This window comes from Rhodovulum viride, from assembly GCF_003265965.1.
Taxonomy (GTDB): Bacteria; Pseudomonadota; Alphaproteobacteria; order Rhodobacterales; family Rhodobacteraceae; genus Rhodovulum; species Rhodovulum kholense.
This window is the reverse complement of the sequence record NZ_MUAV01000001.1, coordinates 261,281-285,160: the sequence shown is the minus strand read 5'-3', so window position 1 is coordinate 285,160 and position 23,880 is coordinate 261,281. Positions and strand designations below refer to the sequence as shown.

Sequence of the window (23,880 nt, the reverse complement as noted above, 5' to 3'; positions counted from 1 at the left end):
TCAGTCTCCGTCTCTCGAATTGAACCCGGCGGCGACGCCAAGCGCGGGGCCGAGGCTGGCGCGGGTTTCCTCGGCGATCTCGTGGATCGCCTGTTGCAGGATCTCGACCCTTAGCCGCCCTTGCGGCGTCGCGACCCCGGCGAAGACCGGATCGTCGAGGTCCGCGGCAAGCCGGTCGGCCCGGTCGAAATCGGCGGTCAGCGCGGCGGCGCTGGCCGGGTCCTCGGCCGCCATCAGCATCGCCAGCTCGCGCAGCGCCGCCAGCGTCACCGTCACATTGTGCAGCGGCCGGCCCGACCGCCAGCTTTCGGCGCGCGTCGGGCGCGGGCGTTCGAAGGTGCCAAGCGGGCGGCCGAGCCGCAGATCGACATCGACCTGCAGCCCTTCGTGCAGCGCGGTGAAGAAGGCTTTCAGCACCTCGCGCTCGTCCTGGTAGGGGGTGTCGGGGCCGGGATGGCGCATCAGATCGGCATGGCCGCCCTGCCAGTCGGCAAGGATCGCGGCGGCAAGCGCGTGGATGTCGCGCGCCTCGGCCCGAATGAGGGCGCAGCCATAGGGGGTGGGGGCGGCGAATTGCGGGTCGTACAGCAGGTATTCAAGCGCGTAGAAGCCCCGCGCCGCGACCGAGACGGTGGCGAACCCGGCCTCGCTGTCGACCACCGGGTCGGCATCGGCGATCAGGCCTGCCAGCGCCTTCGGGGTCATCCCGCGCGGGTCGGGCCAGAAGGCCAGCGCAAAGGCGCGGTTGTCGGTCTCGGTCGGCCCGAGCCGCAGATGGCTGACGCCAAGCCAGGCATCGAAGGCGGCCCCCCAGGCGGTGCGGAGCGTTTCCGATCCCGGGTCGCAATCGGCCTCGGCCGCGGTTTCCAGATCGGCGGCCGCCGCCTCGAACCGGGCGAAGCCGGGCAGCACATGGCGGTCGATCACCGCCTCGGCGATGTCGGCCGGGGCTGCGGCAAGGGGGGCGGCGCAGAGCGCCAGGGCGAGGGCAAGGACGGATCTTCGGATCATAGGCTCTCCAGGAAACGGATCAGGGCGGCGCGGTCGGCTGCGGGCATCGTCGCCACGCGGTCGCGGGCCGGGGCGGCCTCGCCGCCATGCCAGAGGACGGCCTCCAGCAGGGTCCGGGCGCGGCCGTCATGCAGATAGCCCGCCTGCGGCTCCAGCGCGCGGGCAAGGCCCAGCCCCCAAAGCGGGGGCGTGCGCCATTCGCGTCCCTCGGCCCCGGCGCCGCCTTGGCCCAGCCCCGCGCCCATGTCGTGCAACAGCAGGTCGCTATAGGGCCAGATCAGCTGAAAGCTCAGCGCGGGCGCGTCGGGCAGGCGGCGGGTGACGAAGGCGGGGCGGTGGCAGGCGGCGCAGCCGGTGTCGTGAAAGACCCGCTTGCCCGCCAGCACCTCGGGGGCGTCCGCGTCGCGGCGGGCGGGCACGGCGGTGTGGCGCGCATGGCGCGTCACCAGATCGAGCGCGGTGGCCGAGATCTCGAAGCCGTCCTGTTCGGGATCGCCACCATCGGGCGCGGTGCGGCAGGCGGTCTGGGCCGGGGTGCAGTCGCCATGGCCCTCGGGATAAAGCGGCGAGCTGAGCCCGATGTCATGGGCAAAGGCATGGGCGATCTGGGCCTCCAGCGTCGGCTGTGCGGCGGTCCAGCCGAAGCGGCCCAGCACCGGGCGCCCCTCGGGGCCGGGCAACAGGCTCGCCCGGCCGGAAATGCCGTCGCCATCGGCATCCTCGGGATCGGCGAGCGCCAGGATCGCCTCTTCGGGGATCGCCTCGATCAGCCCGAGCCCGGCCAGCCCCGGCGCGATGCGGGGGCTGAGGACCGTGTCCGCGCCAAGCGGGCCATAGCCCGGATCGGCCAGCGCGTAGCGGGGCTGGCGCAGGGTGACGCTGTCGCCCCCGGACAGAGCGCGCTCGACCGCGTCATAGGCGACGGTCGGGCGGCCCTCGGCGGTCAGGCCGGGCAGGCTCGCGGGCTGGATCTGGCGGCCATAGACCGGATCGGGCTGAGAAAGATAGCCCTCGATGGCCGACGGATCGGGGACCCCGAGTTGCAACATCAGCGCGACCGGCAGATCGCCGGGGCCTGCGGGCGCCGCGCCGCGCCCGCCGCCCGGATGGCAGGCAAGGCACGACCGCGCGTTGAAGAGCGGCCCCAGCCCGTCAGAGGCGATGGTTGAGGAGGGCGCCGAAACCCAGGTCCGGTCGAAAAGCGCCTGTCCGCCGCGAAAATCGAGCCCCTCGCTGCGGGGCAGGTTCGCCAGCGGCGCCGAAAAGGCGGCCGCGCCCGCAACGGTGCCCGCGCCGCCCGCGAGCGCCTCGAAAGGCTGCGGGCGGGTGAAATGGCGCGGCAGGGCGGTCGCCTCCGCGATGCGGGCCTCTTCGGCGGGGGTGAAGGGCAGGGTGGCAAGACCCGGGCCGGTGAGCGCCTGGGTCAGGGGGCCGGCGGCGGACGCCGACCCCATCCACAATCCGAGAAGGGCGGCCTTACTCGGCCTCGTCCATCTTCGAGGCGTTGAGCAGCGCGTAATTCTCGGCGCCGACGCGGTCGTAGAGGTCAAGCTGGGTTTCGAGGAAGTCGATATGGCCCTCTTCGTCGGCCAGAAGCTCATCGAACAGCTCCTTGGTGACGTGATCCCCGGCGCCCGCGCAGTATTCCCGCGCTTCCTTGTACAGCGCACGGGCATCCTGTTCGGCGGCCAGGTCGCATTCGAGGGTCTCCTTGGGGGTCTGTCCGATGCGGAGCGGGTCGAGCTTCTGCAGGTTCGGGTGGCCCTCGAGGAACAGGATCCGCGCCATCAGCTTGTCGGCGTGGGTCATCTCCTCGATGCTTTCCTCGCGGCTCTTCTTGGCCATGTGGCCGAGCCCCCAGTCGTCCTGCAGGCGGTAATGCAGCCAGTACTGGCTGATGGCGGTCAATTCGCTGCGAAGCGCGCTGTTCAGGTAGTCGATGACCTTGGGGTCGCCTTGCATGAGGTCTTGTCCTTTCTGTGCTGGGGCCTGAGGTTCTGTAGGTCCGATGGAACCTCAAGATTAGCGTTCGCGCGCATCGTGTCTAGAAAGAGCGTCATGCAATCTCCACAATCTGCGCGCTTGCCCAGCGAGCGAAAGACCTTTCCGGGCGTGACGATGGTCGCCGGGTCCGCCGCGCGCATCCAGTCGATGGCGGCGTGAATGTCGTGGTCGGTGATGCGCTGGCAGTGGCAGACGATCATGCGGGACGCTCCTTCCGGAAAGCGTGGGGCCCCGGTACTGGCGGGGCCCCCGGGTTCAGGACATCATTGGAAAACGGCGGCCGGGTTGTCGAGGCTGTCGGACCCCTCGACCGAGACATCGCCGACGCCGAGCGTGTCGACGACCCGCTCGATGCTTGCGGTTTGGGCAACAAGCCCGTTCACGCCGCCCATGATCAACGCCTCGCCGGCTTCGTTGCCGCGCGCGAGCATCTGGTCATAGGCGAAGCCCGCCTCGGCGGCGGTCTTCAGCCGGGCGAGCGCGGCCATGGTGGCGTCGAGCTTGGTCTTCATCTCGGCATCGAGATCCGCATCCTTCGCCGCCACCAGATCCGAGACCGACGGCCCCGCGACCTCGGTGCCGTCGATCCGGGTATAGCTGCCAAGATAAACGTTCCGGATGCCGAGCCCGTCATAGTAATGGCTGTTATGGGTGTTGTCCGAGAAGCAGTCATGCTCTTCCTCGGGGTCGTTCAGCATCAGCCCCAGCCGCATCCGCTCGCCCGCCTGCTCGCCATAGGAGAGGCTGCCCATGCCGGTCAGGATCGCCGAAAGCCCGGCCGAACTGTCGGCCATCACCGCCGCGCGGGCCTCGCCATCTTCGGCCCATTGCGCCGCCATCCAGCCCAGATCCGACACCAGCAGATCGGTCGCGGCCTTCAGATAGGCGCCGCGCCGGTCGCAATTGCCGTTGGTGCAGGCCTCGCCGGTCGCATAATCGGTCCAGGGCCGGTTGCCCGCACCCGGATCGGTGCCGTTCAGGTCCTGGCCCCACAGCAGGAATTCGATGGCGTGATAGCCGGTCGCGACATTGGTCTCGACCCCGTCGGCCTCGTGCAGCGTCTCGGCCAGCAGGGCCGGGGTGATCTCGGTGGCATCGACGGTTTCGCCCGAGATCTCGAATTGCGGCGAGGCGATCACGTTGACCGCGGCCAGCGGGTTTTCGTCGGTCGACCCGCCATAGCCCGCATCGACATAGTCGATCAGCCCCTCGTCCAGCGGCCAGGCATTCACCTTGCCCTCCCAGTCGTCGACGATCGGGTTGCCGAAACGGAACACCTCGCTTTGCTGATAGGGCACGCGGGCGGCCAGCCAGGCGCGGCGCGCGGCATCGAGCGCCTGCGGCGAGGGCTCGGCCACCAGCGCATCGACCGCCGCCTGCAGGCGCTCGGCCCCGGTCAGCGCGTCGCCATAGGTGGCGGCCGCGATGTCGGCATAGGTGGTCAGCACAGCCTCGGCGGCCGGAGCCTCGGCCATGGCGGCGGTCCCGGCCATCCCGAGGGCCAGCGAGCAGGTGGCGAGCGTTGGTTTCATCATGCGTTCCCGTCCTTTCAGTGTAGTTTTTCCGCAGGCGGCCGCGACGGCTGCGGCGCCACGCCCGTCGCAAGGCGCCGGAGCGCCAGCCCCAGCCGGGTGGCCGGATCGACCAGACCGGGCGCCAGATCGGCCCGGACCAGCATCGCCGCCATCAGCATCGCGTCCTCGCGATCTCCCGCGCCGGCGGCGGCGACGAAGGTGGCAAAACAGGATTCGTCCGCCCCGAGACAGGGGCAGCAGGCCGAATGCCGCATCAGCGGGCGCCGCCCGTACATGGCGCAAAGCGTGCAGATCGTGTTCAGGCTTTCGGCCGCGGCGCGCCCCTGCAGCGGCCCCAGACGGTCGGCCAGCTCGCGCCGCAGCTCGCGCTGCGCGGCGTCGCCATCGGCCCAAAGGCGAAGGCAGCGCACCGCCCCGGCCTCGACCGGGTCGAGATCGGTGAGGTAGCCCACGGCGGCTCCGCCACGTCGATTGGGGTCGGCAGTCATCTTTCGGGTCTCCTTGGCATCCGGCCGCGGCGGACCGGGGCCAAGCCCCGTCGTCGATGCCGTCTTGAACTGATCGGTCAGAATGCCCGGGCCTTCCGGCAGGTGGGTTCGGGTCGTGTTCGCGTCGGGCCAAAGCTGACGAAAATGCTCGGATAAGTCAACCTGAGTTTTTTCGTCGGATACGGTCGGGCAGGGGTGTCCGCGCGCAAATCCGGGCGGAAAGAGGCCCGCCGGATCGCGGTCGCCCGCTCGGCATCAGGGGACAGGATGGAAGGAGGCAGGATGGAAGGCGGAATGCGCGGAAGGAGGCGGGCCGCGCGCTGCAGGATACGGGAGGACGCGATTGCGTCCGGTCGTTCCCTTTTGCGCCGTCGCGCGCAGCAGGATGCAAGGCAGGAACGGCCATGAAAAAGGGGCGCGCCCGGCAGGCACGCCCCTTTAAAATGCGTCACGATGCAGGCGCTCAGTCGGCCGCGACGGTCGCGCGGTCCGGGAAGAGCCGCGCCAGGCCCTCGGGGCTCGCCTCGGCCACGCCGCGTTCGGTGATGAGCCCGGTCACCAGCCGCGCGGGCGTCACGTCGAAGGCGGGGTTGCGCGCGGGCGTGCCGTCGGGCGAGATCTGCACCAGCCCCACCACGCCGCTGGGCATCCGGCCCTGCACATGGGTCACCTCGCCGCCGTCGCGTTCCTCGATCGGGATCTCCTTCACCCCGTCCCGCACCGTCCAGTCGATGGTGGGCGAGGGCAGGGCCACGTAGAAGGGCACGCCGTTATCCTTGGCCGCGAGCGCCTTCAGATAGGTGCCGATCTTGTTGCAGACATCGCCCTGCGCCGTGGTGCGGTCGGTGCCGACGATGCACAGGTCGATCTCGCCATGCTGCATCAGATGGCCGCCCGCGTTGTCCACGATCAGGTCGTGGCTGACGCCGTGATGGTTCATCTCCCAGGCGGTCAGCTGGGCGCCCTGGTTGCGCGGCCGGGTCTCGTCGACGAAGACATGCACGTCGATCCCGGCCTCGAGCGCGTGATAGATCGGCGAGGTCGCGGTGCCCCAGTCGACGGTCGCCAGCCAGCCCGCATTGCAATGGGTCAGCACGTTCACGCGCTTGCCGCCCTTGCGTTCCGAGATGGCGCGGATCAGCTCAAGCCCGTTCAGCCCGATCCGGCGGTTGATCTCGACATCCTCGTCGCAGATCTCGGCGGCGCGGCGGAAGGCGGCGGCGGCGCGCTCGGACGGCGGCAGCGGCTTCAGCACCCGGGTCATCTCATCCAGCGCCCAGCGCAGGTTGATCGCGGTCGGCCGGGTGGCGTGCAGCACCTCCCAGGTTTCCGCCAGCGCCGCGTCGGACGCGTCATGGGCCATCTGCACCGCCACCCCATAGGCGGCCGTGGCCCCGATCAGGGGCGCGCCCCTGACCCACATGTCGCGGATCGCCGAGGCGAAATCCCGCCGGTTGGTCAGCGCCACGATCCGCAGCTCGTGCGGCAGCCAGCGCTGGTCGATGATCTTCACGGTTCCATCGGACTCGCGCCAGATGGACCGATAATGGGTCCCGTCGATCTTCATGGCCCCTAGGTCCTTTCCTTCACCCTTCCACCCCGGTTGCGTTTTGGCCTGCCCGCAGGCCGTCGGCAAACGCGGTCAGTCGTCTCACTCGGCACTTGCCAGATATCCCGCGCAACCCGTCAGGGCCGCGGAATCGTCGGTCACGGTTAACACGCGAAAGGCGCGCATCAGCTCCGCGAACCGGCCCTTGCGGCGGAACGCCTCGGCAAACCCCATGCCGGAGGCCAGCGGCGTGACCGCACAGGCCATGCCGCCGATCAGGTAGATCCCGCCATAGGGCAGGTGATTGAGCGCCAGATCGCCCGCCACCGTCCCCAGAAGCCGTACGAAAGTCTCGGCCGCCCGGCGCGCCTCGGGATCGGTGTCGAGCGCGGCCAGAACGCCGTGGCCGTCCAGCCGGCGGGGCGTGCCCGCCTCGGCCGTCGCCCAGTCGTAAAGCCGGCCCAGGCCGCGCCCCGACAGCGCCTCCTCGACCGGGGCGAAGCCGTCGGGTTCCGCGAGGAAGCGCGCCAGCGACAGCGTCTCGGCATCGCCGACCGGCAGCGACACCTGCCCGGCCTCGGCCTCGGTGACGAGGGTGCCATGGGGCAGGGCATGGACCGCGGCCGCGTTGAACCCGGTGCCGATCCCGATCACCAGACGCGGGCCGCCGGGCTGCGCCGGGCCCTCCAGCACCGTTTCCAGCGCCCCGGGCGCGATGTGATCCAGCGCATGTCCCTGCGCCGCCATGTCGTTCAGCAGCTTGACGCGGCCGGTCCCGGCGACCCGGGCAATGGCGTCTTCCTCGATGATCCAGTCGAGGTTGGTCAGCTTGCCGCGCCCATGCCGCACCGGCCCGGCCAGCGCCGCGCAGGCGCCGTCGATCTCGGGCGAGCCCGCCTCGGCCAGATAGGCGGCCAGCACGTCGGTCAGGTCCGGGTGGTCGGCATTGCGAAAGCGCCGGACCGAGCCCGGCACCGGCACCGGCCCCTCGGCCAGCGCGACGCGGGTATTGGTGCCTCCGATATCGGCGACGAGCGAGGTCACGGCCTTCGGTCCTCCAGCATGCGTTTCAGCGCGTGGTAAGATGCCTTGGGGGTGCGCTGCAAGCTCTCGAAATCGACATGTACGAGGCCAAAGCGCTTGCCGTAGCCGAAGGCCCATTCGAAATTGTCCAGCAGCGACCAGACGATATAGCCCTTGAGCGGCACGCCCTCGGCGATGGCCTCGCGCGCCGCGGCGAGATGGCTGGACAGAAAGGCGATGCGGTCCTCGTCATGGATTTCGGGGCCCGTCTCGCCCGCGACCGGCGTATCGGGGGCGGCCATGCCGTTTTCGGTCACGTAAAGCGGCAGATCGCCGGTATGGCTGCCGCTGATCCAGCGCAAGAGATCGGGCAGGGCCATCGGCGCGATTTCCCAGCCCATGTCGGTCTTGCGGCCCGGACCCGGCACCTCGGCCCAGTTGGGCCAGGGGCCGGGGGCATGGGTGATGCGTTTGACGGTGTAATAGTTGACGCCGAGCCAGTCGATCGGCGCCCCTATGGCGTCGAGATCGGCCTGCCAGCCGCGCGGAAGATGCGGGCCGAGCCCCTCGAGCGCCAGTTCGGGATAGGCCCCGCGCGCCACGCCCCCGAGGAAGAAGCGGTTGAAGACCGCGTCATAGCGCAGCGTCGCCGCGCGCACGCCCTCGCCGCGGTCGGCCGGGAAGGCGGGTTCGAAATTCAGCACGATCCCGATCTGGCCGACGCCTCCGGCCCGGAGGGCTGCCAGACCCACCCCATGGCCCAGCGCCAGATGGTGCATCGCCCGGGCCGTGGCGCGGATGTCGCGCAGGCCGGGCGCATGGACGCCCGCGAAATGCCCAAGCCAAGCGGCGCACCAGGGCTCGTTCAGCGTGGCCCAGGACCAGACCCGGTCGCCCAGCCTCTCGGCCATCAGCGCCGCGAAATCGCCAAAGCGCAGCGCCGTGTCGCGATTGGTCCAGCCGCCCCGGTCGGCCAGCGGGGACGGAAGCTCCCAGTGATACAGCGTCAGCGCCGGTTTCAGCCCGCGCGCCAGCGTCGCGTCGACCAGCCGGTCGTAGAAATCGAGCCCCTCGGGATCGGGCGCCCCCGCGCCCTCGGGCAGCACCCGCGCCCAGGAGGTCGAAAAGCGGTAGATGTCGAACCCGGCCGCCGCCACAAGATCCAGATCCTCGGCATAGCGGTCGAGATGGCCGCAGGCGCGCCGCCCGTCGGCGGCCCCCGCGACATTGCCGGGCGTCGCGGCAAAGCTGTCCCAGTGGCAGGGCCCGGCGCCGCCCGTGCCCTCGATCTGATAGGCGGAGGTGGCGGTTCCGAACAGGAAGCCGGGCGGGAAATCGGCGCGGGTGGGCGTCATGGGCTCCTCCGGGGCGGGATCGGTCGCGGCGGGCGGGGCTATTCGGGCGGGGCTGGCCTCCATGCTCGCGTGACAGGGCCAAGGCGTCAAGCATCCGTCCCGAACGGCGGTTTCGGGGGGTGTGCAGGGGCCCTGCCTCGCGCCTCGGTTGACAGCCCGGCAGCCATCGGCCACCGTTCGAGGACGACTCCCCCGGGGGCGTGCCTGCCCCCGGACGGGTGCACCAAGACGACAGAGACCGTCAGGAAACGACTGAAAAACGACTGGACAACGACTGGGCCGGCCGGCGGGCGGGCCCGAGGGGAGGTCGAGATGCAACTTATCAGGATGGCCGGTGCCACGGCCGCCGCGCTGGCCCTGTTCGCAGGGACGGCCGGGGCGCAGGCGCTGAAATTCACGCCGGGCGAGGACGCGCGGTTTTCGTGGGACGGCTTCGAGGCGTTTGCCGACAGCCACGATCTGAACGGCCAGACGCTGGACATTTCGGGCGTCTGGATCGGGCCCGACAAGGATCTGGTCGAAAGCGTTCTGGCCTATTTCGAGGCCGCGACCGGCGCGCGGGTGCGCTATTCGGGCTCGGACAGTTTCGAACAGGATATCGTGATCGCGGCCCAGGCGGGGTCCGCGCCCAATATCGCGGTATTCCCGCAGCCGGGGCTGGCGGCCGACATGGCGCGGCGCGGGTTTCTCACGCCGCTGGGCGAGGAGACCGCCGACTGGGTGCGCGAGAACTACGCCGCGGGCGAGAGCTGGGTCGATCTCGGCACCTATGCCGACCAGACCGGCGCCGAGGCGCTTTACGGCTTCTTCTACAAGATCGACGTGAAATCGCTGGTCTGGTACGCGCCCGACGCCTTCGCCGAGGCGGGCTACGAGATCCCCGAGACGCTGGAGGATCTGAAGGCGCTGACCGAACGGATCGCCGAGGATGGCGGCACGCCCTGGTGCATCGGGCTGGGGTCCGGCGCGGCCACGGGCTGGCCCGCCACCGACTGGGTCGAGGACCTGATGCTGCGCCGCGAGACGCCTGAAACCTATGATGCCTGGGTCAGCCACGAGATCCCGTTCGACGACCCGGCGGTGGTCGGGGCGATCGAGGCCTATGGCTGGTTCGCGCGGAACGACGCCTTCGTCGAGGGCGGGTCGCAGGCGGTCGCGACCACCGATTTCCGCGAAAGCCCGGCCGGGCTCTTCAGCTTTCCGCCGGGCTGCTACATGCACCGGCAGGCCAGCTTCATCGACACCTATTTCCCCGAAGGCACCGAAATCGGGCTTGATGTCGATTTCTTCTACTTCCCCGCCTCGGCCGAGCGCGATCTGGGCACGCCTGTTCTGGGGGCGGGCACGCTCTGGGCGATCACCCGCGACAGCGAGGCGGCGCATGCCTTCATCGACTTCCTGCAGACGCCCATCGCCCATGAGGTCTGGATGGCGCAGTCGGGCTTTCTGACGCCCTTCACCGGCGCCAATCCCGAGGCCTACGCGACCGAGACCATGCGTGCCCAAGGCGAGATCCTGACCAGCGCCACGACCTTCCGCTTCGACGGGTCCGACCTGATGCCGGGCGAGGTCGGGGCGGACGCGTTCTGGAAGGGCATGGTCGACTACACGACCGGCCGCAAGGATGCCGAGACCGCCGCGCACGAGATCGAGCAGCGCTGGAGCTCGATCCGCTAGGGCGCGCCGCGAGGGCAGGCCGGGGCCGGACGAAGATCCGGCCCCGACGATCGGGCCAGAACGGGAGGAGTGCCGATGTCGCCTCTGCTGCAGGGGCTGGTGACGATCCTGATCGGGGTCGGGGGCTGCGTGGGCTATTTCTACGGGGCGAACCTGATGCTCGACCGGGTGATCTTTCCGGCGCGCGGCCGCGATCCGGGGGCGAATATCTCGCGGGCGAACGCGGTGCGGCCCTGGCTCTTCATGGCGCCCGCGATGGCGGCGCTGGGGCTTTATCTGGTCTATCCGGTCGTGGGGTCCTTCTGGCGCTCGCTCTTCAACCGCGACGGCGGCAGCTTCATCGGGCTTGGCAACTACACCGATCTGGCGGCCGATCCGGCCTTCCGCACGGCGCTTTTCAACAATCTTCTGTGGGTGCTGGTGGTGCCCGCGGCCTCGACCTTTCTGGGGCTGATCGCGGCGCAGCTGACCGACCGCATCCGCTGGGGCAATATCGCCAAGTCGATGATCTTCATGCCGATGGCGATTTCCTTCGTGGGCGCCTCGCTGATCTGGAAATTCGTCTATGCGAACGAGGCCGATATCGGGCTGATCAACGCGATTCGGGCCGGGCTCGGGTTTCAGGACCCCATCGACGTGATCCAGATCCCGTTCTGGAACAATTTCTTCCTGATGGCGATCCTGATCTGGATCCAGACCGGCTTTGCCATGGTGATCCTGTCCGCGGCGCTGCGCGGCATCCCCGACGAGACCATCGAGGCCGCGATCCTCGACGGGGCCAATCCGTTCCAGATCTTCTTCCGGGTGATGGTGCCGCAGATCACCGGCACCATCGTCGTGGTCTGGACCACCATCACCATCCTGGTGCTGAAGGTCTTCGACATCGTCTACACCATGACGGGGGGCAATTTCGGCACCCAGATCCTGCCCAGCTACATGATGAGCTACATGTTCAAGGATGATGGCCGCGCCACCGCCGTGGCCTTCGTCATCATGCTGATCGTGCTGCCGGTGATGGTCTGGAACATCGTTCAGGCCCGCAAGGAGATGCGCTGATGAAAAGCCATGCCGGGGCGAAATCGGGGCTGAGCTGGGCGGTGCATCTGACGGTCGCGGCGCTGGTCGTGCTGTGGCTGGTGCCGACCGTGGGGCTGCTGGTGTCGTCCTTCCGCGACCGCGACCAGATCTCGGCCTCGGGCTGGTGGGAGGCGCCTTTGCCGGTCGAACAGACCTACCGGGTGCGCACCGATCCGGACGCGGCGGTCGAACGCCACGGACGGGTCGTCCTGAGCGGCAATGTCTTCGACAGCGAGGACAGCGCCGGGTCGGGCACGGTCACGGGGTTCGGCGTCACGGGCCGTGCGCCCGCCGAATTCGCGCCGGGCGCGACCGCCGATCTGCGCGGCGGCGGCCGGCTGACGGTCGCGGCCGATGGCCGTTTCACGGCCGAGGCGGATGCGCCCTTCGGGCGGCGCGGCCCCACGATCTATTTCGAGGCCGAGACCCCGCCCAAGGTCACGCTCGACAACTACCGCATGGTGCTGGGCGCCGACGGCATGGACCGGGCCTTCATCAACACGCTGACGGTGACGGTCCCGGCCACGGTCATCCCGATCCTGATCGCGGCCTTCGCGGCCTATGCGCTGGCCTGGATGGAATTTCCGGGGCGCGGCCTGCTGATCGCGGCGGTGGTGGGGCTTCTGGTGGTGCCGCTGCAACTGGCGCTGGTGCCACTTTTGCGGCTGCATCAGGCGGTGGGGATCGGGCAAAGCTTCATGGGCATCTGGTTCGCCCATACCGGGTTCGGCCTGCCGCTGGCCGTCTATCTGTTGCGCAACTACATGGCCGGGCTGCCGCGCGACATCATCGAAAGCGCCAAGGTCGACGGCGCCACCGATTTCCAGGTCTTCACCCGGATCGTGCTGCCGCTGAGCTTTCCGGCACTGGCGAGCTTCGCGATCTTCCAGTTCCTCTGGACCTGGAACGACCTGCTGGTGGCCAAGGTCTTCCTGCCCGCCGCCTCGGAAACCAAGGTGATGACGGTCAAGATCGCCGACGACCTTCTGGGGTCGCGCGGGGGCGACTGGGGCATCCTGGCGGCGGCGGCCTTCATCTCGATGGCGGTGCCGCTGGTCGTGTTCTTCGCGCTGCAACGGTATCTGGTGCGCGGCCTGCTGGCCGGGTCGGTGAAATGAGGAGACGGGTTTGGCCCTGAACGACGATCCCGACTGGTGGCGGGGCGCGGTGATCTACCAGATCTATCCGCGCAGCTTTCAGGATTCGAATGGCGACGGGGTGGGCGATCTGCCGGGCATCATCCGGCGGCTGCCGCATGTCGCCTCGCTGGGGGTGGACGCGATCTGGATCTCGCCCTTCTTCCCCTCGCCGATGAAGGATTTCGGCTACGACATCTCGGAATATTGCGATGTCGATCCGCTGTTCGGCAGCCTTGCCGATTTCGACGCGCTGGTCGCGGCCGCCCATGGCTGGGGGCTGAGGGTGATGATCGACCTCGTTCTGTCGCATTCCTCGGACCGCCACCCCTGGTTCATCGAAAGCCGGTCGAGCCGCACCAACCCGAGGGCCGACTGGTATGTCTGGTCGGACCCCAGGCCCGACGGCACGCCGCCCAACAACTGGCTGTCGATCTTCGGCGGCCCGGCCTGGGCCTGGGACCCGGGGCGCGAGCAGTATTTCCTGCATAATTTCCTGGCCTCGCAGCCTGATCTGAACCTGCATTGCGAGGCGGTGCAGCAGGCCATCTTCGACACCGCGCGGTTCTGGCTGGACCGGGGCGTCGACGGGTTTCGTCTGGACACCATCAATTTCTATTTTTGTGACAAGAAGTTCCGGTCCAATCCTCCGCTGCCGCCCGAAGAGCGCAACGACAATATCGCGCCCCGGGTGAACCCCTACAATCACCAGCTTCACCTTTACGACAAGAACCAGCCGGAAAACATTGACTTCCTGAGGAAATTTCGCGCCGTTCTGAACGAGTACGGAGCCATCGCCCTGGGCGAGGTGGGCGACGCGCAAAGCGATCTGGAAATCCTCGGGCAATACACCTCGGGCGGCGACAAGGTGCAGATGTGCTATGCCTTCGATTTCCTCGGCAGCGCGCCGCTGACCGCCGCCCGCATCGCGCAGGTCTATGAGCGGCTCGACCGGGTCGCGGCGGAGGGCTGGGTCTGCTGGGCGCTGTCGAACCACGACGTCGTGCGCCACCCGACCCGCTGGAGCCTGTCGCCCGCCGCACTCAGGGGGTTCCTGACGCTGACGCTCTGCCTCAAGGGCACGGTCTGTCTCTATCAGGGCGAAGAGCTGGGCCTGCCCGAGGCCGAGGTGCCCTTCGAGGCGTTGCAGGACCCCTACGGCATCGCCTTCTGGCCCGAATTCAAGGGGCGCGATGGCTGCCGCACGCCGATGGTCTGGGCGGCCGAGGACCTGCATGCCGGGTTCTCGCGCGCGCCGCGCACCTGGCTGCCGATCCCCGAGACCCATATCGGGCTGGCCGTGACGGCGCAGGAGCACGCGCCCGAGGCGCCGATCCATCATTACCGCCGGGCCATCGCCTTTCGCCATGCTAATCCGGTGCTGGCGCGCGGCGCGATGGATGCGGTGCGCGCCGAGGGCAATGTGCTGTCCTTCCGGCGCCATGACGCGACGGCCGAGATGTTCGTGGCGATCAATCTGGGCGAGACGCCCGCCGCGCTGGTCCCGCCCGAGGGCGACTGGCTGCCGGTTGGCGCCGAAATCAACGCAGCCCGGCCGGGGGCCGACGGGCTGGTGCATCTTGGACCGTGGCAGCCCTCGCTGATGCTGCGGCGGAAGGGGGCGTGATGGCGGGTCTGACACTCAGCGGCGTGGGCAAGAGCTATGGCGCGGTCGAGGTGCTGAAGGGGATCGATCTGGAGATCGAGACCGGCGAGCTGGTGGTCTTCGTGGGGCCCTCGGGCTGCGGCAAGTCCACGCTTCTGCGGATGATCGCGGGGCTCGAACGGATCACCGCGGGGACGCTGACGATCGACGGGGTGCGGGTGAACGACGTGCCGCCCGCCCAGCGCGGCATCGCCATGGTGTTCCAGTCCTACGCGCTTTACCCGCACATGACGGTGCGCGACAACATGGCCTTCGCGCTGAAGATCGCCGGGCAGTCGCGCGACGAGATCGACGCCGCCGTGACGCGCGCCGCGCGCAGGCTTCAGATCGAGCCCTATCTCGACCGGCTGCCCAAGGCGCTGTCGGGCGGGCAGCGCCAGCGCGTGGCCATCGGCCGGGCCATCGTGCGCGACCCCAAGGTCTATCTCTTCGACGAGCCGCTCTCGAATCTCGACGCGGCGCTGCGCGTGGCGACACGCATCGAGATCGCCCAGCTGAAGGAGTCGATGCCCGACAGCACGATGATCTATGTCACCCATGACCAGGTCGAGGCGATGACGCTGGCCAGCCGCATCGTGGTGCTGGCCGACAAGGGCGTGGCCCAGGTCGGCCCGCCGCTCGAGCTTTACGAGAAGCCGCGGTCGGAATTCGTGGCGCAGTTCATCGGCAGCCCGGCGATGAACCTGCTGGAGGGCGCCATTTCGGGGACCGGCGAGACGACGGAGGTGCGGCTGGCGGCGGGCGGCGGGGCGATCCGGGCGCGGGTGCCGACCGAGCCCGGCGACAAGGGCCGCAAGGTCCGGGTCGGCATCCGCCCCGAGGACATGGAGGCGACCGATGGCGCGGATTACGCCTTCGAGGGCCGGGTCGAGATCCTCGAGGCCCTGGGCGAGGTCACCCAGCTTTATTTCGAACGCGAAGACCCCGAGGCCGATCCGGTGATCGCCAAGCTGTCCGGGGTCCATGCCGGGCTGCGCGGCAAGACCCTCAGGATGACCGCCGATCCGGGCCGGGTGCATCTCTTTGCCGGGGGGCGGTCGCTGCTCTGGCGATAGCCCGCCGGGGCGCGCGGGCAGCGCTTGACGGCGCGCGGGACCCGTTCGAGAAAGGCGCGACAGGTCCGTCCGGGCGTACCGGTGGGCCGCCCCATGAAGGAAGGATGCCCTCCGATGCCGCGTTCGATGGCCCGCCGGTCCCTGCTTGTCGCGCTTCCGCTGCTGTTGCTCGGGGCCTGTGTCCAGACCGGGCCGATGGGCTCGATGGCGCCCGGCGTGATCGGCCCGGTCGCGCCCGGAAGTGCCTGGGCGAATGCGGTCGGCACCGTCACCGGCACCGACGGGCTGGTCGCAAATCCGATGTGGAACGCCGAATTCTCGGGGCCGGGCTTCCGGTCCGATCTGGCGCAGTCGCTGACCCGGGCGGGGATCCTGACCGCGGGCGGGGCCTACCGGCTGAATGCCGATGTGCAAAGCGTGACCCAGCCCCAGACCGGCACCAAGGTGCAGGTGGCGATGGTGGTGCATTACACCATCCACGACGCGACCGGCCGCGCGGTCTTCGACCAGACCGTGACGACCTCTTACACTTCGCCGCTGGGCCAGGCGGTGCGGGGCGTGGACCGGCTGCGGATCGCCAGCGAGAATGCCGCCAAGGACAATATCGCGCTGCTGCTTCGCAGCCTCGGCGCCAGCGCCGAGGGCGCGCCGACCGGCGGGCCGCTCTGAGCCGGGGCGGTTGCGGCAACGGGTCGCCCTGCGGGACCGCGAAGGTCTGGCATGCTTCCCGGGACGCCGCCCGGCGCGGCCGCTCTGGGAGCCTTTGGGAGGATGACCATGCCGATGCCCCGCCCGTTCGGCGCACTCGCGCTTTGCGCGCTGCTTTCTGCCTGCGCCCATGGGGCGGACGAAACGGCGATGATCCCGGCCGCCATCGCGCCGCTGCCCGCAGGCAACCCTCATCGCGGCGCGATTTCCGACATCGAGACCGCTGGCGGCAAGGATACCAATCCGGCGCTGGCCTCGCAGATTGCCGATGCCGATTTCAAGGCTGCGCTGCGCAGTGCGCTTCTGCTGTCGGGGGCCTATTCCGCCTCGGGCCGCTATGTGCTGAGGGCCGAGATCGAGGAGATCACCCAGCCGCTGTTCGGGCTCGACATGCAGGTCGGGCTGACCGTGCGCTACCGGCTGCAGGACCGCGCCGGAAAGACCCGATGGGAACGGCGGATCGTCACCCGCCATACCGCGCGGCTGGGCGAGTCGTTTCTCGGCTCCGAGCGGCTGCGCTATGCCAATGAGGGCGCCGCGCGCGAGAACATCGCGGCCTTCCTGCGCGCGCTTGGTGCCGAGGCCCGGGCCGGGGGCGTCGCGGGCGTGTCGTAGCCGCCCCGTTCAGGCAAAGCTTGGCAGCCACAGCACGATCCCCGGCACCGCGATCAGAACGGCGATGGTGATGGCGTCGGCCACGAAGAAGGGGGCGACGCCGCGAAACACGTCCTGCACCGTCAGGTCGTCGCGCACGCCCGCCACCACAAAGCAATTGAGCCCGATGGGCGGGGTGATCAGGCAAAGCTCGGCCATCTTGACGACGAGGATGCCGAACCAGATCGCGCACATCGGCCCCGACATGCCGAAGGCGCTGTCGGCGGCCGAGACATACTCGCCCCCGTTCAGCGCCATCACCGCCGGATAGACCACGGGCAGTGTCAACAGCAGCATCCCGATCGCGTCCATGAACATGCCCAGCACCGCATAGGCCAGCAGGATCATGACGAGCGTCAGCATCGGCGGGTGGTTCAGCCCGGTGATCCAGTCCGAGAACGCGCCCGGCAGATCGGCGAAGCCCAGGAAGCGCACATAGATCAGCACGCCCCAGATGATGGTGAAGATCATCGCCGACAGCTTGGCGGTTTCCAGCAGCGCGTCCTTGAATTGCGGCCAGCGCATGCCGTGCCAGATCGCCATCAGGAAGATCACGAAGGCGCCGATGGCCCCGCCCTCGGTCGGCGTGCCCCAGGCATCGCCGCCGAAGGGGTTGTAGACGAAGAAGACGATGGTCCAGACCACGAAGAGGATCGGCAGCGCCTTGGGCAGGGCGCGGAACCGCTGACCCCAGCTAAAGCCCCGGACGGCCGGGCCGAAGCGGGGCAAGGTGAGCGCCAGCGCCACGATCAGCAGCGCATAGATGCAGGCCGAGACCATGCCGGGCACGAAGCCCGCCAGCAGCAGCTTGCCCACGTCCTGCTCGACGATGATGGCGTAGATGACAAGGATCGCCGAGGGCGGGACCAGGCTGGCCAGCGTGCCGCCCGCCGCCACGACGCCCGCGGCAAAGCGCTTGTCATAGCCGATCTTCAGCATCTCGGGGATGGCGATCCGGGCAAAGACCGCCGAGGTCGCGACCGAGGCACCCGAGACGGCGGCAAAGCCCGCCGTGGCAAAGACGGTCGAGACCGCAAGCCCGCCCGGCAGCCAGCCGAACCATTTCTTCGCCGCGTCGAACAGCGCGCGGGTGAGCCCCGCGTAATAGGCCAGATAGCCGATCAGGATGAAGGTGGGGATCAGGCTCAGCGCCTGGCTGGCCACCTTCGAATGCGGCACCTGGCCTGCCGTCTTGACCGCGACCGTCAGCGCCCAGCCGAACTCCTGCGGATCATAGCCCTTCTTCGACCAGAAGATCCAGATCAGCCCCAGAAGCCCCGCCAGCGCGGCGGCAAAGGCCACCCGCATGCCCAGCAGCACCACGACGAAGAGGATGCCCGTGACCGCAAGGCCGATGTCGATCGGTTCCATTCCCGCCCCCTAGTCGTCCGCGCCCGAGACATGGCCCGCCTCGGCCGCCGCCTGATCGGCCACGGACACCACCAGCGGCACCGCGACGGGCGCCGCCAGCCCCAGAACGAAGGCCCGGCCATAACCCCAGAGCTGGATCGCAAGGCGCAGGCACAGGACCGAAAAGGCGACCGGCGCCAGAAGCTTGGCGGGCCAGAGCGGCAGGTTGATGTCGATCGAGCTGTCCCGGCTGAAGAGCGGCGCGCCCCAGTCGAAACTGCGCTGGAAATGGGCGAAGCTGCCCCAGACCAGCAGGGCCATGACGATCAGCATGGCCAGCGTCGTCACCGCCTCGGCCGCCCACAAGGCCCGGCCCGACAGCCGGGCCACCAGAATGTCCATCCGGATATGGCCGCCATCCCGCTGGGTATAGGCAATGCCCAGAAACGCGATCAGCGGCATGCCCTGCTGGATCCAGTCGACATAGCCCGCCAGCGGCTGGTTGAAGAAATGCCGGCCCCCGACCGACACCACGGCCAGCAGCATCAGCGCAAAGACCGCAAGGCCCGCGACCAGCGCCAGCTGGCGCTCCAGAACGAAAAGTCCGCGGTCGAGCCGCGAGAGCGGGCTGTCATCCTCCAGCACGGGGGCATGGATGGCCATCGGTCTCTCCTTGGCTTGGGGGGGGGCGGTTCGGGCGCGGGCCCGGACCGTCAGGCGGCGGTGCAAGGCACACCGGGCCGGGCAGGGTGCGCCGCCCGGCCCGGACCGCACCCCGGGCAGGTCTGCGGGCCTAGTTCCCGATCTGCCCGGTCACGGTGTCGTAAAGCTCCTGCGCGGGCAGGCCGCGGGCGGTCATTTCCTCGATCCAGGCCGCGGCCACGGGGCCGGCCGCCGCCTCGCGGAACTCGGCCATGGCCTCGGGCGCGAAGGTGATCCGCTCGATCCCGCGCTCGTCGAGCGCCGGTCCCCAGCGCGACATGGTCTCGGAGTTGTAATAGTCGATGTAATGCGCCAGCGCCTCGTCGACGGACCCCAGCAGCGCCTTGCGATGGGCTTCGGACAGCCCCGCCAGCGCGTCGCTGTTGACCACCACCGGGCAGTTCACGGTGCCGGGGTTCAGGTTCGTCGTCCACCAGGTGCCGGTGTCGATGGTGCCGAAGGACATATGCGCATGCGGCGCGAAGGACACCGCCTTGACCACGCCGGAATCCAGCGCCTGGCGCACCTCGGTCGCGTCCATCGAGGTCGGCACCGCGCCGATGATCTCCATCGCCTCGCCGATACCGCCGGTCGCGCGCACCGTCATGCCGTTGAAATCGGCCAGCTTGCGGGGCGGCTCGCCGACGCCCACGAAATTGTATTGCGGCATCGGCGTCGGCATCAGAAGCGTCGCGTTCCAGCGCGCCAGATCCGCCACCACCGCGGGATGGCGGTACAGTGCCATCGACAGGTCGCGTTCCTGTTCCAGGCTGTCGACGCCCAGGAAGGGCAGCTCCAGCACGGTCAGCGTCGGGTTCTTGTCGCGGTGATAGCCCGCGCAGATCTGGGCCATCTCGAAGGCGCCGATCTGGATGCCATCAAGGTTCTCGGTGTTCTTCGAGAGCCCCCCATAGGACAGCGACAGCGTGAACTCGCCCCCGGTCTTCTGGTTGACCAGCTCGGCCAGTTTCTCGACGTTTTCGGTAAAGGCGCGCCGCTTGCCCCAAAGCGAGACATTCCAGGTTTCGGCCAGCGCTTCGCCCGCAAGACAGCAGCCGAAGGCGGCCAGCGCCACGGCGCCGATCGCGGTTTTCATCGGTGGATCCTCCCTGATCTCCCCGGCTCAGAGTAACGGGCGCGGCGCGCCGGTAAAGCAAAAACTCGCGCGGGCGGCGTCCGGCTTGCCGGGGCGGCGGCGGCATGGCACACCGGGACCGACCCGCCAGGAGAGACCCGATATGTTCACCCCGCGCCCCCGTTTCGGCACCCAGACCCCGCCCGCGATCTTCCCGCCGGTCCTCGGTGCGCTGGGGCTGGGGCTGGCCTGGCGCCGGGCGGTCGATCCCTTCGGCGTGCCGGGCGCCGCGGGCGATCTGATCCTGGGCGCGGTCACGCTCCTTTTTCTTTTCATGGTTGTCGCTTACGCGCTGAAGTTCGGGCGCCGCCCGGGCGTTCTGGCCGAGGATCTGCGGGTGCTTCCGGGCCGCGCCGGGCTGTCGGCCTCGGTGCTGTCGGTCTATCTTCTGTCGGCCGCGCTGGTGTCGCTGGCCCCTGTGCTGGCCGAGGCGCTGCTCTGGGCCGGGCTCGGGCTGCATCTGGCGCTTTTGGCGGTTCTGATCCGGGGGCTGGCCACGGGTCCGGCCGAGCAACGCCGCGTCACGCCGGTCTGGCATCTGCATTTCGTGGGCTTCATCGTCGCCTGCCTGCCCGCCGTGCCGCTGGGCCATACCGGGCTTGCGACCGTCCTCCTTTACGGCACGACCGCGATGGCGCTGGCGATCTGGGCGGCCAGCCTCGTTCAGGCGCGGCGCCTGAGCGTGCCCGCGCCGCTGCGGCCGCTTTTGGCGATCCACCTGGCACCCGCCTGCCTGATCGGCACCGTGGCCGCGTCGCTCGGCCTGATGCCGCTGGCGCTGGCGGCGGCCGCACTGGCCGTGCTCCTGCTTCTCCTGATGCTCGCAGGCGCGCGCTGGATCCTGGCTTCGGGAGTCTCGCCGCTCTGGGGGGCGTTCACCTTCCCGATGGCAGCCTTCGCGAGCCTGATGCTGGCGCTGGCCGGGACAGCGGAGCCCTTGGGCGATCTCTTCCGCATCGCGGGCGGCGTCAGCCTGGTCGCGGCGACGCTGGCGATCCCGCCGATCCTTCTGTGGGTGATGCAGGCCTGGGCAAAAGGCAAGCTCGGTGCGCAGACCAATGCCGCGCGGGTCTGAGCCTCTCTGGCCATGGGCCGCGCGCCCGCGCTAGGCTCCTGCCATGACCGAGTCCGCGCCCTTTCCCCATTCCGCCTGGCTGGCCGAACTGCCCGGCGGGCTGCGCCGCCGGTTCCAGCCGGGCGAGGCCATCGCGCGCCCGGGCGACGGGCCCGACCGGCTGTTCGTGCTGGACGCGGGGCTGGCGCGGATCTGCCTGAACGGGGCGGCGCGCGAGCTGACCATCGGTTATCTGCGCCCGGGCGGGATCTATGTCACCCATACCCGCGCCTGGATCGAGGCGCTGGCGCCCAGCACGGTCGTCTCCTGGCCGGTCAGCGAGATGCTGGCACTCGTCACCCGCCAGCCCGCGCTGGGGCTTGCCGCCTTCCGCGAGGTTGGCCAGCTTCTGCATGGCGCCATGAACCTGATCGAGGATCTGGCCTTCCGCCCGGTCGAATCCCGGCTCGCGCGGTTTCTGCTGGGCGAACGGCGGCTGCAGCACAGCGACCGGATCCGGCTGATCGACAGCACCGAATCCCTTGCCTCGGCGCTGGGCACCTCGCGGCAGACGCTCTCGACCCTGATCAACAAGCTGATCCGCGAGGGCGTGCTGGCCCGTCCCGACCGCCGCCATCTGGCGCTGTGCGACATCGCCCGGCTGGAAGAGCTGGCCGAACTGTCGGCTGGCTGACAGAACTGGTCCCCGCGCTCGCCTATCAGCACCCGGTCCCCCAAGTCCCGGCCCCGGAAGAGGAGCGCATGGCCATGACCGACCAGACCCCCGACCGTTACGTGACCTTCTGCGGCATCGATTGCGACCGCAAGGCCGACCGCCTGCTGGCCATGCTGGCCGCGCATATGGCGACCAGCCAGTCCCGCTGGGTCGGCTATTTCGACAAGAAGCTGACCGAGAAGGCCCGCATGGGCAATGACAACCTGCATTTCGTCGGCAGCCAGGTGAACAGCCTCTACGCCTTCTTCGAGGAACTGGGCGACAGCGCCGCCGAAGAGCTTCTGTACGATCTCGAACAGAACTGCTGCTGAGCGGGCCCGCCACAGGCCGCCCGCCGCGTTTTCTTCTTGGCGGAAATACCCCCGCCGGAGGCACCGCGCCCGCGAGGGCGCGGCCATAAGGGCGTACCCGGGAGGGCTCTGGCGATTGCCCCTTTCCTTTTCTCCCCTCGCGTGAAATAGGGAAGCGCCAAACGAAAACTCCCCCAGGAGACCCCCATGGAGATTCGCGAGGCCCTCACCTTCGACGACGTCCTTCTCGTTCCCGCCGCCAGCTCCGTGCTGCCCAGCCAGGCCGATACCTCGACCCGGGTCAGCCGCACGATCCGGCTCAACATCCCGCTTCTGTCCTCGGCAATGGATACCGTGACCGAGGGCCGGATGGCCATCGCCATGGCCCAGGCGGGCGGGATCGGCGTGATCCACCGCAACCTGACGGTGGAAGAACAGGCGCGCGAGGTCAGCCGGGTCAAGCGGTTCGAATCCGGGGTCGTCTACAGCCCGATCACGCTGCGCCCCGACCAGACGCTGGGCGATGCCAAGGTGATGATCGAGCGCTACAACTTCACGGGCTTTCCGGTGGTCGACGAGCGCGGCCATGTGGTCGGCATCCTCACCAACCGCGACATGCGCTTCGCCTCCAGCGATGCGACCCCGGTCAGCGCGATGATGACCTGTCGCGACCTTGCCGTGCTGCGCGAGCCCGTCGACCGGGCCGAGGCGCTGAACCTGATGAAGGCGCGGCGGATCGAAAAGCTTCTGATCACCGACGCGGCGGGCAAGCTGACCGGGCTGCTGACGCTGAAGGATACCGAGAAATCGGTGCTGAACCCGCAGGCCGTCAAGGACGAGCTTGGCCGACTGCGCGTCGCTGCGGCGACCACGGTGGGGGATGCCGGGTTCGAACGCTCGCTGGCGCTGGTCGAGGCGGGCGTCGACATGATCGTCATCGACACCGCGCATGGCCATTCCGAGGGCGTCGCGAAGGCGGTCGAGCGGCTCAGGAAGGCCACCAACAGCGTTCAGATCATGGCGGGCAACGTCGCGACCGCCGAGGCGACCAAGGCCCTGATCGACGCGGGCGCGGATGCGGTCAAGGTCGGCATCGGCCCGGGGTCCATCTGCACCACGCGGATGGTGGCGGGCGTCGGCGTGCCGCAACTGACCGCGATCATGGATTGCGCGGCCGCGGCGGGCGACGTGCCGGTGATCGCCGATGGCGGCATCAAGTATTCGGGCGATTTCGCCAAGGCGATCGCGGCGGGGGCCTCCTGCGCCATGGTCGGCTCGATGATCGCGGGCACCGACGAATCCCCGGGCGAGGTCGTGCTCTATCAGGGCCGGTCCTTCAAGGAATACCGGGGTATGGGGTCCTTGGGCGCGATGGCGCGGGGCTCGGCCGACCGCTATTTCCAGAAGGACGCGGCCTCGGACAAGCTGGTGCCCGAAGGGATCGAGGGGCAGGTGCCCTACAAGGGCCCGGCCAGCGCCGTCGTTCACCAGCTGGTGGGGGGGCTCCGCGCCGCGATGGGCTATACCGGCTGCGCCACGGTCGAGGAGATGCGCAAGAACTGCAACTTCGTGCGGATCACTGGCGCGGGGCTGAAGGAAAGCCATGTCCACGACGTGCAGATCACCCGGGAAAGCCCGAACTACCGGATCATGTGACCGCCGCGGCGGCCTGACA

Annotated in this window: 23 protein-coding genes; 11 read left to right on the top strand and 12 right to left on the bottom strand. The window is 69.1% G+C overall.

Annotated features, from left to right (window positions below; genetic code table 11):
• From BYZ73_RS01240 to BYZ73_RS01200, 9 genes are all read right to left on the bottom strand, one after another.
• Positions 1 to 1,011 carry an imelysin family protein gene (locus BYZ73_RS01240; protein WP_112314584.1) on the bottom strand — a complete coding sequence of 337 codons (1,011 nt, stop codon included), beginning with the start codon at positions 1,009 to 1,011 and terminating at the stop codon, positions 1 to 3.
• The gene (locus BYZ73_RS01235; RefSeq protein ID WP_112314583.1) at positions 1,008 to 2,465 is read right to left on the bottom strand and encodes a di-heme oxidoreductase family protein; all 1,458 of its coding nucleotides are present in this window, start codon (positions 2,463 to 2,465) and stop codon (positions 1,008 to 1,010) included. Before BYZ73_RS01235 ends, BYZ73_RS01240 begins: the two co-directional genes overlap by 4 nt.
• Before the next feature lie 22 nt (positions 2,466 to 2,487).
• Positions 2,488 to 2,973 (bottom strand): bacterioferritin, encoded by a 486-nt coding sequence (gene bfr, locus BYZ73_RS01230; protein WP_075786072.1) that lies wholly within the window; start codon positions 2,971 to 2,973, stop codon positions 2,488 to 2,490.
• Entirely contained in the window at positions 2,940 to 3,215 is a 276-nt protein-coding gene (locus BYZ73_RS01225) for a (2Fe-2S)-binding protein (RefSeq protein WP_108023602.1), read from the bottom strand. The genes bfr and BYZ73_RS01225 overlap by 34 nt, the downstream gene beginning before the upstream one ends.
• Before the next feature lie 63 nt (positions 3,216 to 3,278).
• Positions 3,279 to 4,550: an imelysin family protein gene (locus BYZ73_RS01220; protein ID WP_112314582.1), complete on the bottom strand. Its 1,272-nt coding sequence runs from the start codon at positions 4,548 to 4,550 to the stop codon at positions 3,279 to 3,281.
• 14 nt (positions 4,551 to 4,564) lie between these two features.
• Complete coding sequence (locus BYZ73_RS01215) at positions 4,565 to 5,038, bottom strand: hypothetical protein (protein ID WP_112314581.1); 474 nt, start codon at positions 5,036 to 5,038, stop codon at positions 4,565 to 4,567.
• Positions 5,039 to 5,501: 463 nt separating this feature from the next.
• The gene (gene mtnA / locus BYZ73_RS01210) at positions 5,502 to 6,605 is read right to left on the bottom strand and encodes an S-methyl-5-thioribose-1-phosphate isomerase (protein WP_108023596.1); all 1,104 of its coding nucleotides are present in this window, start codon (positions 6,603 to 6,605) and stop codon (positions 5,502 to 5,504) included.
• A gap of 84 nt (positions 6,606 to 6,689) precedes the next feature.
• Entirely contained in the window at positions 6,690 to 7,631 is a 942-nt protein-coding gene (locus BYZ73_RS01205) for a glucokinase (protein WP_181497928.1), read from the bottom strand.
• Entirely contained in the window at positions 7,628 to 8,965 is a 1,338-nt protein-coding gene (locus tag BYZ73_RS01200; RefSeq protein ID WP_112314580.1) for a GH1 family beta-glucosidase, read from the bottom strand. The genes BYZ73_RS01205 and BYZ73_RS01200 overlap by 4 nt, the downstream gene beginning before the upstream one ends.
• A 312-nt stretch (positions 8,966 to 9,277) precedes the next feature.
• On the opposite strand from BYZ73_RS01200, the gene BYZ73_RS01195 reads away from it, so the two are divergent.
• From BYZ73_RS01195 to BYZ73_RS01165, 7 genes are all read left to right on the top strand, one after another.
• Positions 9,278 to 10,642, top strand: a complete 1,365-nt coding sequence (locus BYZ73_RS01195) for an ABC transporter substrate-binding protein (protein ID WP_112314579.1) — start codon at positions 9,278 to 9,280, stop codon at positions 10,640 to 10,642.
• A gap of 75 nt (positions 10,643 to 10,717) precedes the next feature.
• The gene (locus tag BYZ73_RS01190; protein ID WP_108023591.1) at positions 10,718 to 11,698 is read left to right on the top strand and encodes a carbohydrate ABC transporter permease; all 981 of its coding nucleotides are present in this window, start codon (positions 10,718 to 10,720) and stop codon (positions 11,696 to 11,698) included.
• On the top strand, positions 11,698 to 12,837 hold the full coding sequence (locus BYZ73_RS01185) for a carbohydrate ABC transporter permease (protein WP_112314578.1): 1,140 nt from the start codon (positions 11,698 to 11,700) through the stop codon (positions 12,835 to 12,837). Before BYZ73_RS01190 ends, BYZ73_RS01185 begins: the two co-directional genes overlap by 1 nt.
• 10 nt (positions 12,838 to 12,847) lie before the next feature.
• The gene (locus BYZ73_RS01180; protein ID WP_112314577.1) at positions 12,848 to 14,482 is read left to right on the top strand and encodes an alpha-amylase family glycosyl hydrolase; all 1,635 of its coding nucleotides are present in this window, start codon (positions 12,848 to 12,850) and stop codon (positions 14,480 to 14,482) included.
• The gene (locus BYZ73_RS01175) at positions 14,482 to 15,576 is read left to right on the top strand and encodes an ABC transporter ATP-binding protein (RefSeq protein WP_112314576.1); all 1,095 of its coding nucleotides are present in this window, start codon (positions 14,482 to 14,484) and stop codon (positions 15,574 to 15,576) included. The genes BYZ73_RS01180 and BYZ73_RS01175 overlap by 1 nt, the downstream gene beginning before the upstream one ends.
• Positions 15,577 to 15,690: 114 nt before the next feature.
• Entirely contained in the window at positions 15,691 to 16,245 is a 555-nt protein-coding gene (locus tag BYZ73_RS01170) for a hypothetical protein (RefSeq protein WP_108023583.1), read from the top strand.
• Between the two features lie 108 nt (positions 16,246 to 16,353).
• A complete protein-coding gene (locus BYZ73_RS01165; RefSeq protein WP_112314575.1) occupies positions 16,354 to 16,899 on the top strand; it encodes a hypothetical protein in 546 nt (181 codons plus the stop codon).
• 9 nt (positions 16,900 to 16,908) lie between these two features.
• On the opposite strand, the gene BYZ73_RS01160 is transcribed toward BYZ73_RS01165, so the two are convergent.
• The 3 genes from BYZ73_RS01160 to dctP all read right to left on the bottom strand — a co-directional run bounded on the left by BYZ73_RS01160 (position 16,909) and on the right by dctP (position 20,086).
• Entirely contained in the window at positions 16,909 to 18,309 is a 1,401-nt protein-coding gene (locus BYZ73_RS01160; RefSeq protein WP_112314574.1) for a TRAP transporter large permease, read from the bottom strand.
• Between the two features lie 9 nt (positions 18,310 to 18,318).
• Entirely contained in the window at positions 18,319 to 18,951 is a 633-nt protein-coding gene (locus tag BYZ73_RS01155) for a TRAP transporter small permease subunit (protein ID WP_108023577.1), read from the bottom strand.
• A gap of 130 nt (positions 18,952 to 19,081) precedes the next feature.
• Positions 19,082 to 20,086, bottom strand: a complete 1,005-nt coding sequence (dctP, locus tag BYZ73_RS01150; protein WP_112314573.1) for a TRAP transporter substrate-binding protein DctP — start codon at positions 20,084 to 20,086, stop codon at positions 19,082 to 19,084.
• Positions 20,087 to 20,228: 142 nt separating this feature from the next.
• Between dctP and BYZ73_RS01145 the strand changes: the two genes are divergently transcribed.
• From BYZ73_RS01145 to guaB, 4 genes are all read left to right on the top strand, one after another.
• Positions 20,229 to 21,200, top strand: coding sequence for a TDT family transporter (locus BYZ73_RS01145; RefSeq protein ID WP_112314572.1), 972 nt, complete (start codon positions 20,229 to 20,231; stop codon positions 21,198 to 21,200).
• A gap of 43 nt (positions 21,201 to 21,243) precedes the next feature.
• Positions 21,244 to 21,873, top strand: coding sequence for a Crp/Fnr family transcriptional regulator (locus BYZ73_RS01140; protein WP_108023571.1), 630 nt, complete (start codon positions 21,244 to 21,246; stop codon positions 21,871 to 21,873).
• 74 nt (positions 21,874 to 21,947) lie between these two features.
• Entirely contained in the window at positions 21,948 to 22,226 is a 279-nt protein-coding gene (gene cowN / locus BYZ73_RS01135) for a N(2)-fixation sustaining protein CowN (RefSeq protein WP_108023721.1), read from the top strand.
• Positions 22,227 to 22,412: 186 nt separating this feature from the next.
• Positions 22,413 to 23,861 (top strand): IMP dehydrogenase, encoded by a 1,449-nt coding sequence (gene guaB, locus BYZ73_RS01130; protein ID WP_112314571.1) that lies wholly within the window; start codon positions 22,413 to 22,415, stop codon positions 23,859 to 23,861.
• Positions 23,862 to 23,880: the final 19 nt, after the last annotated feature.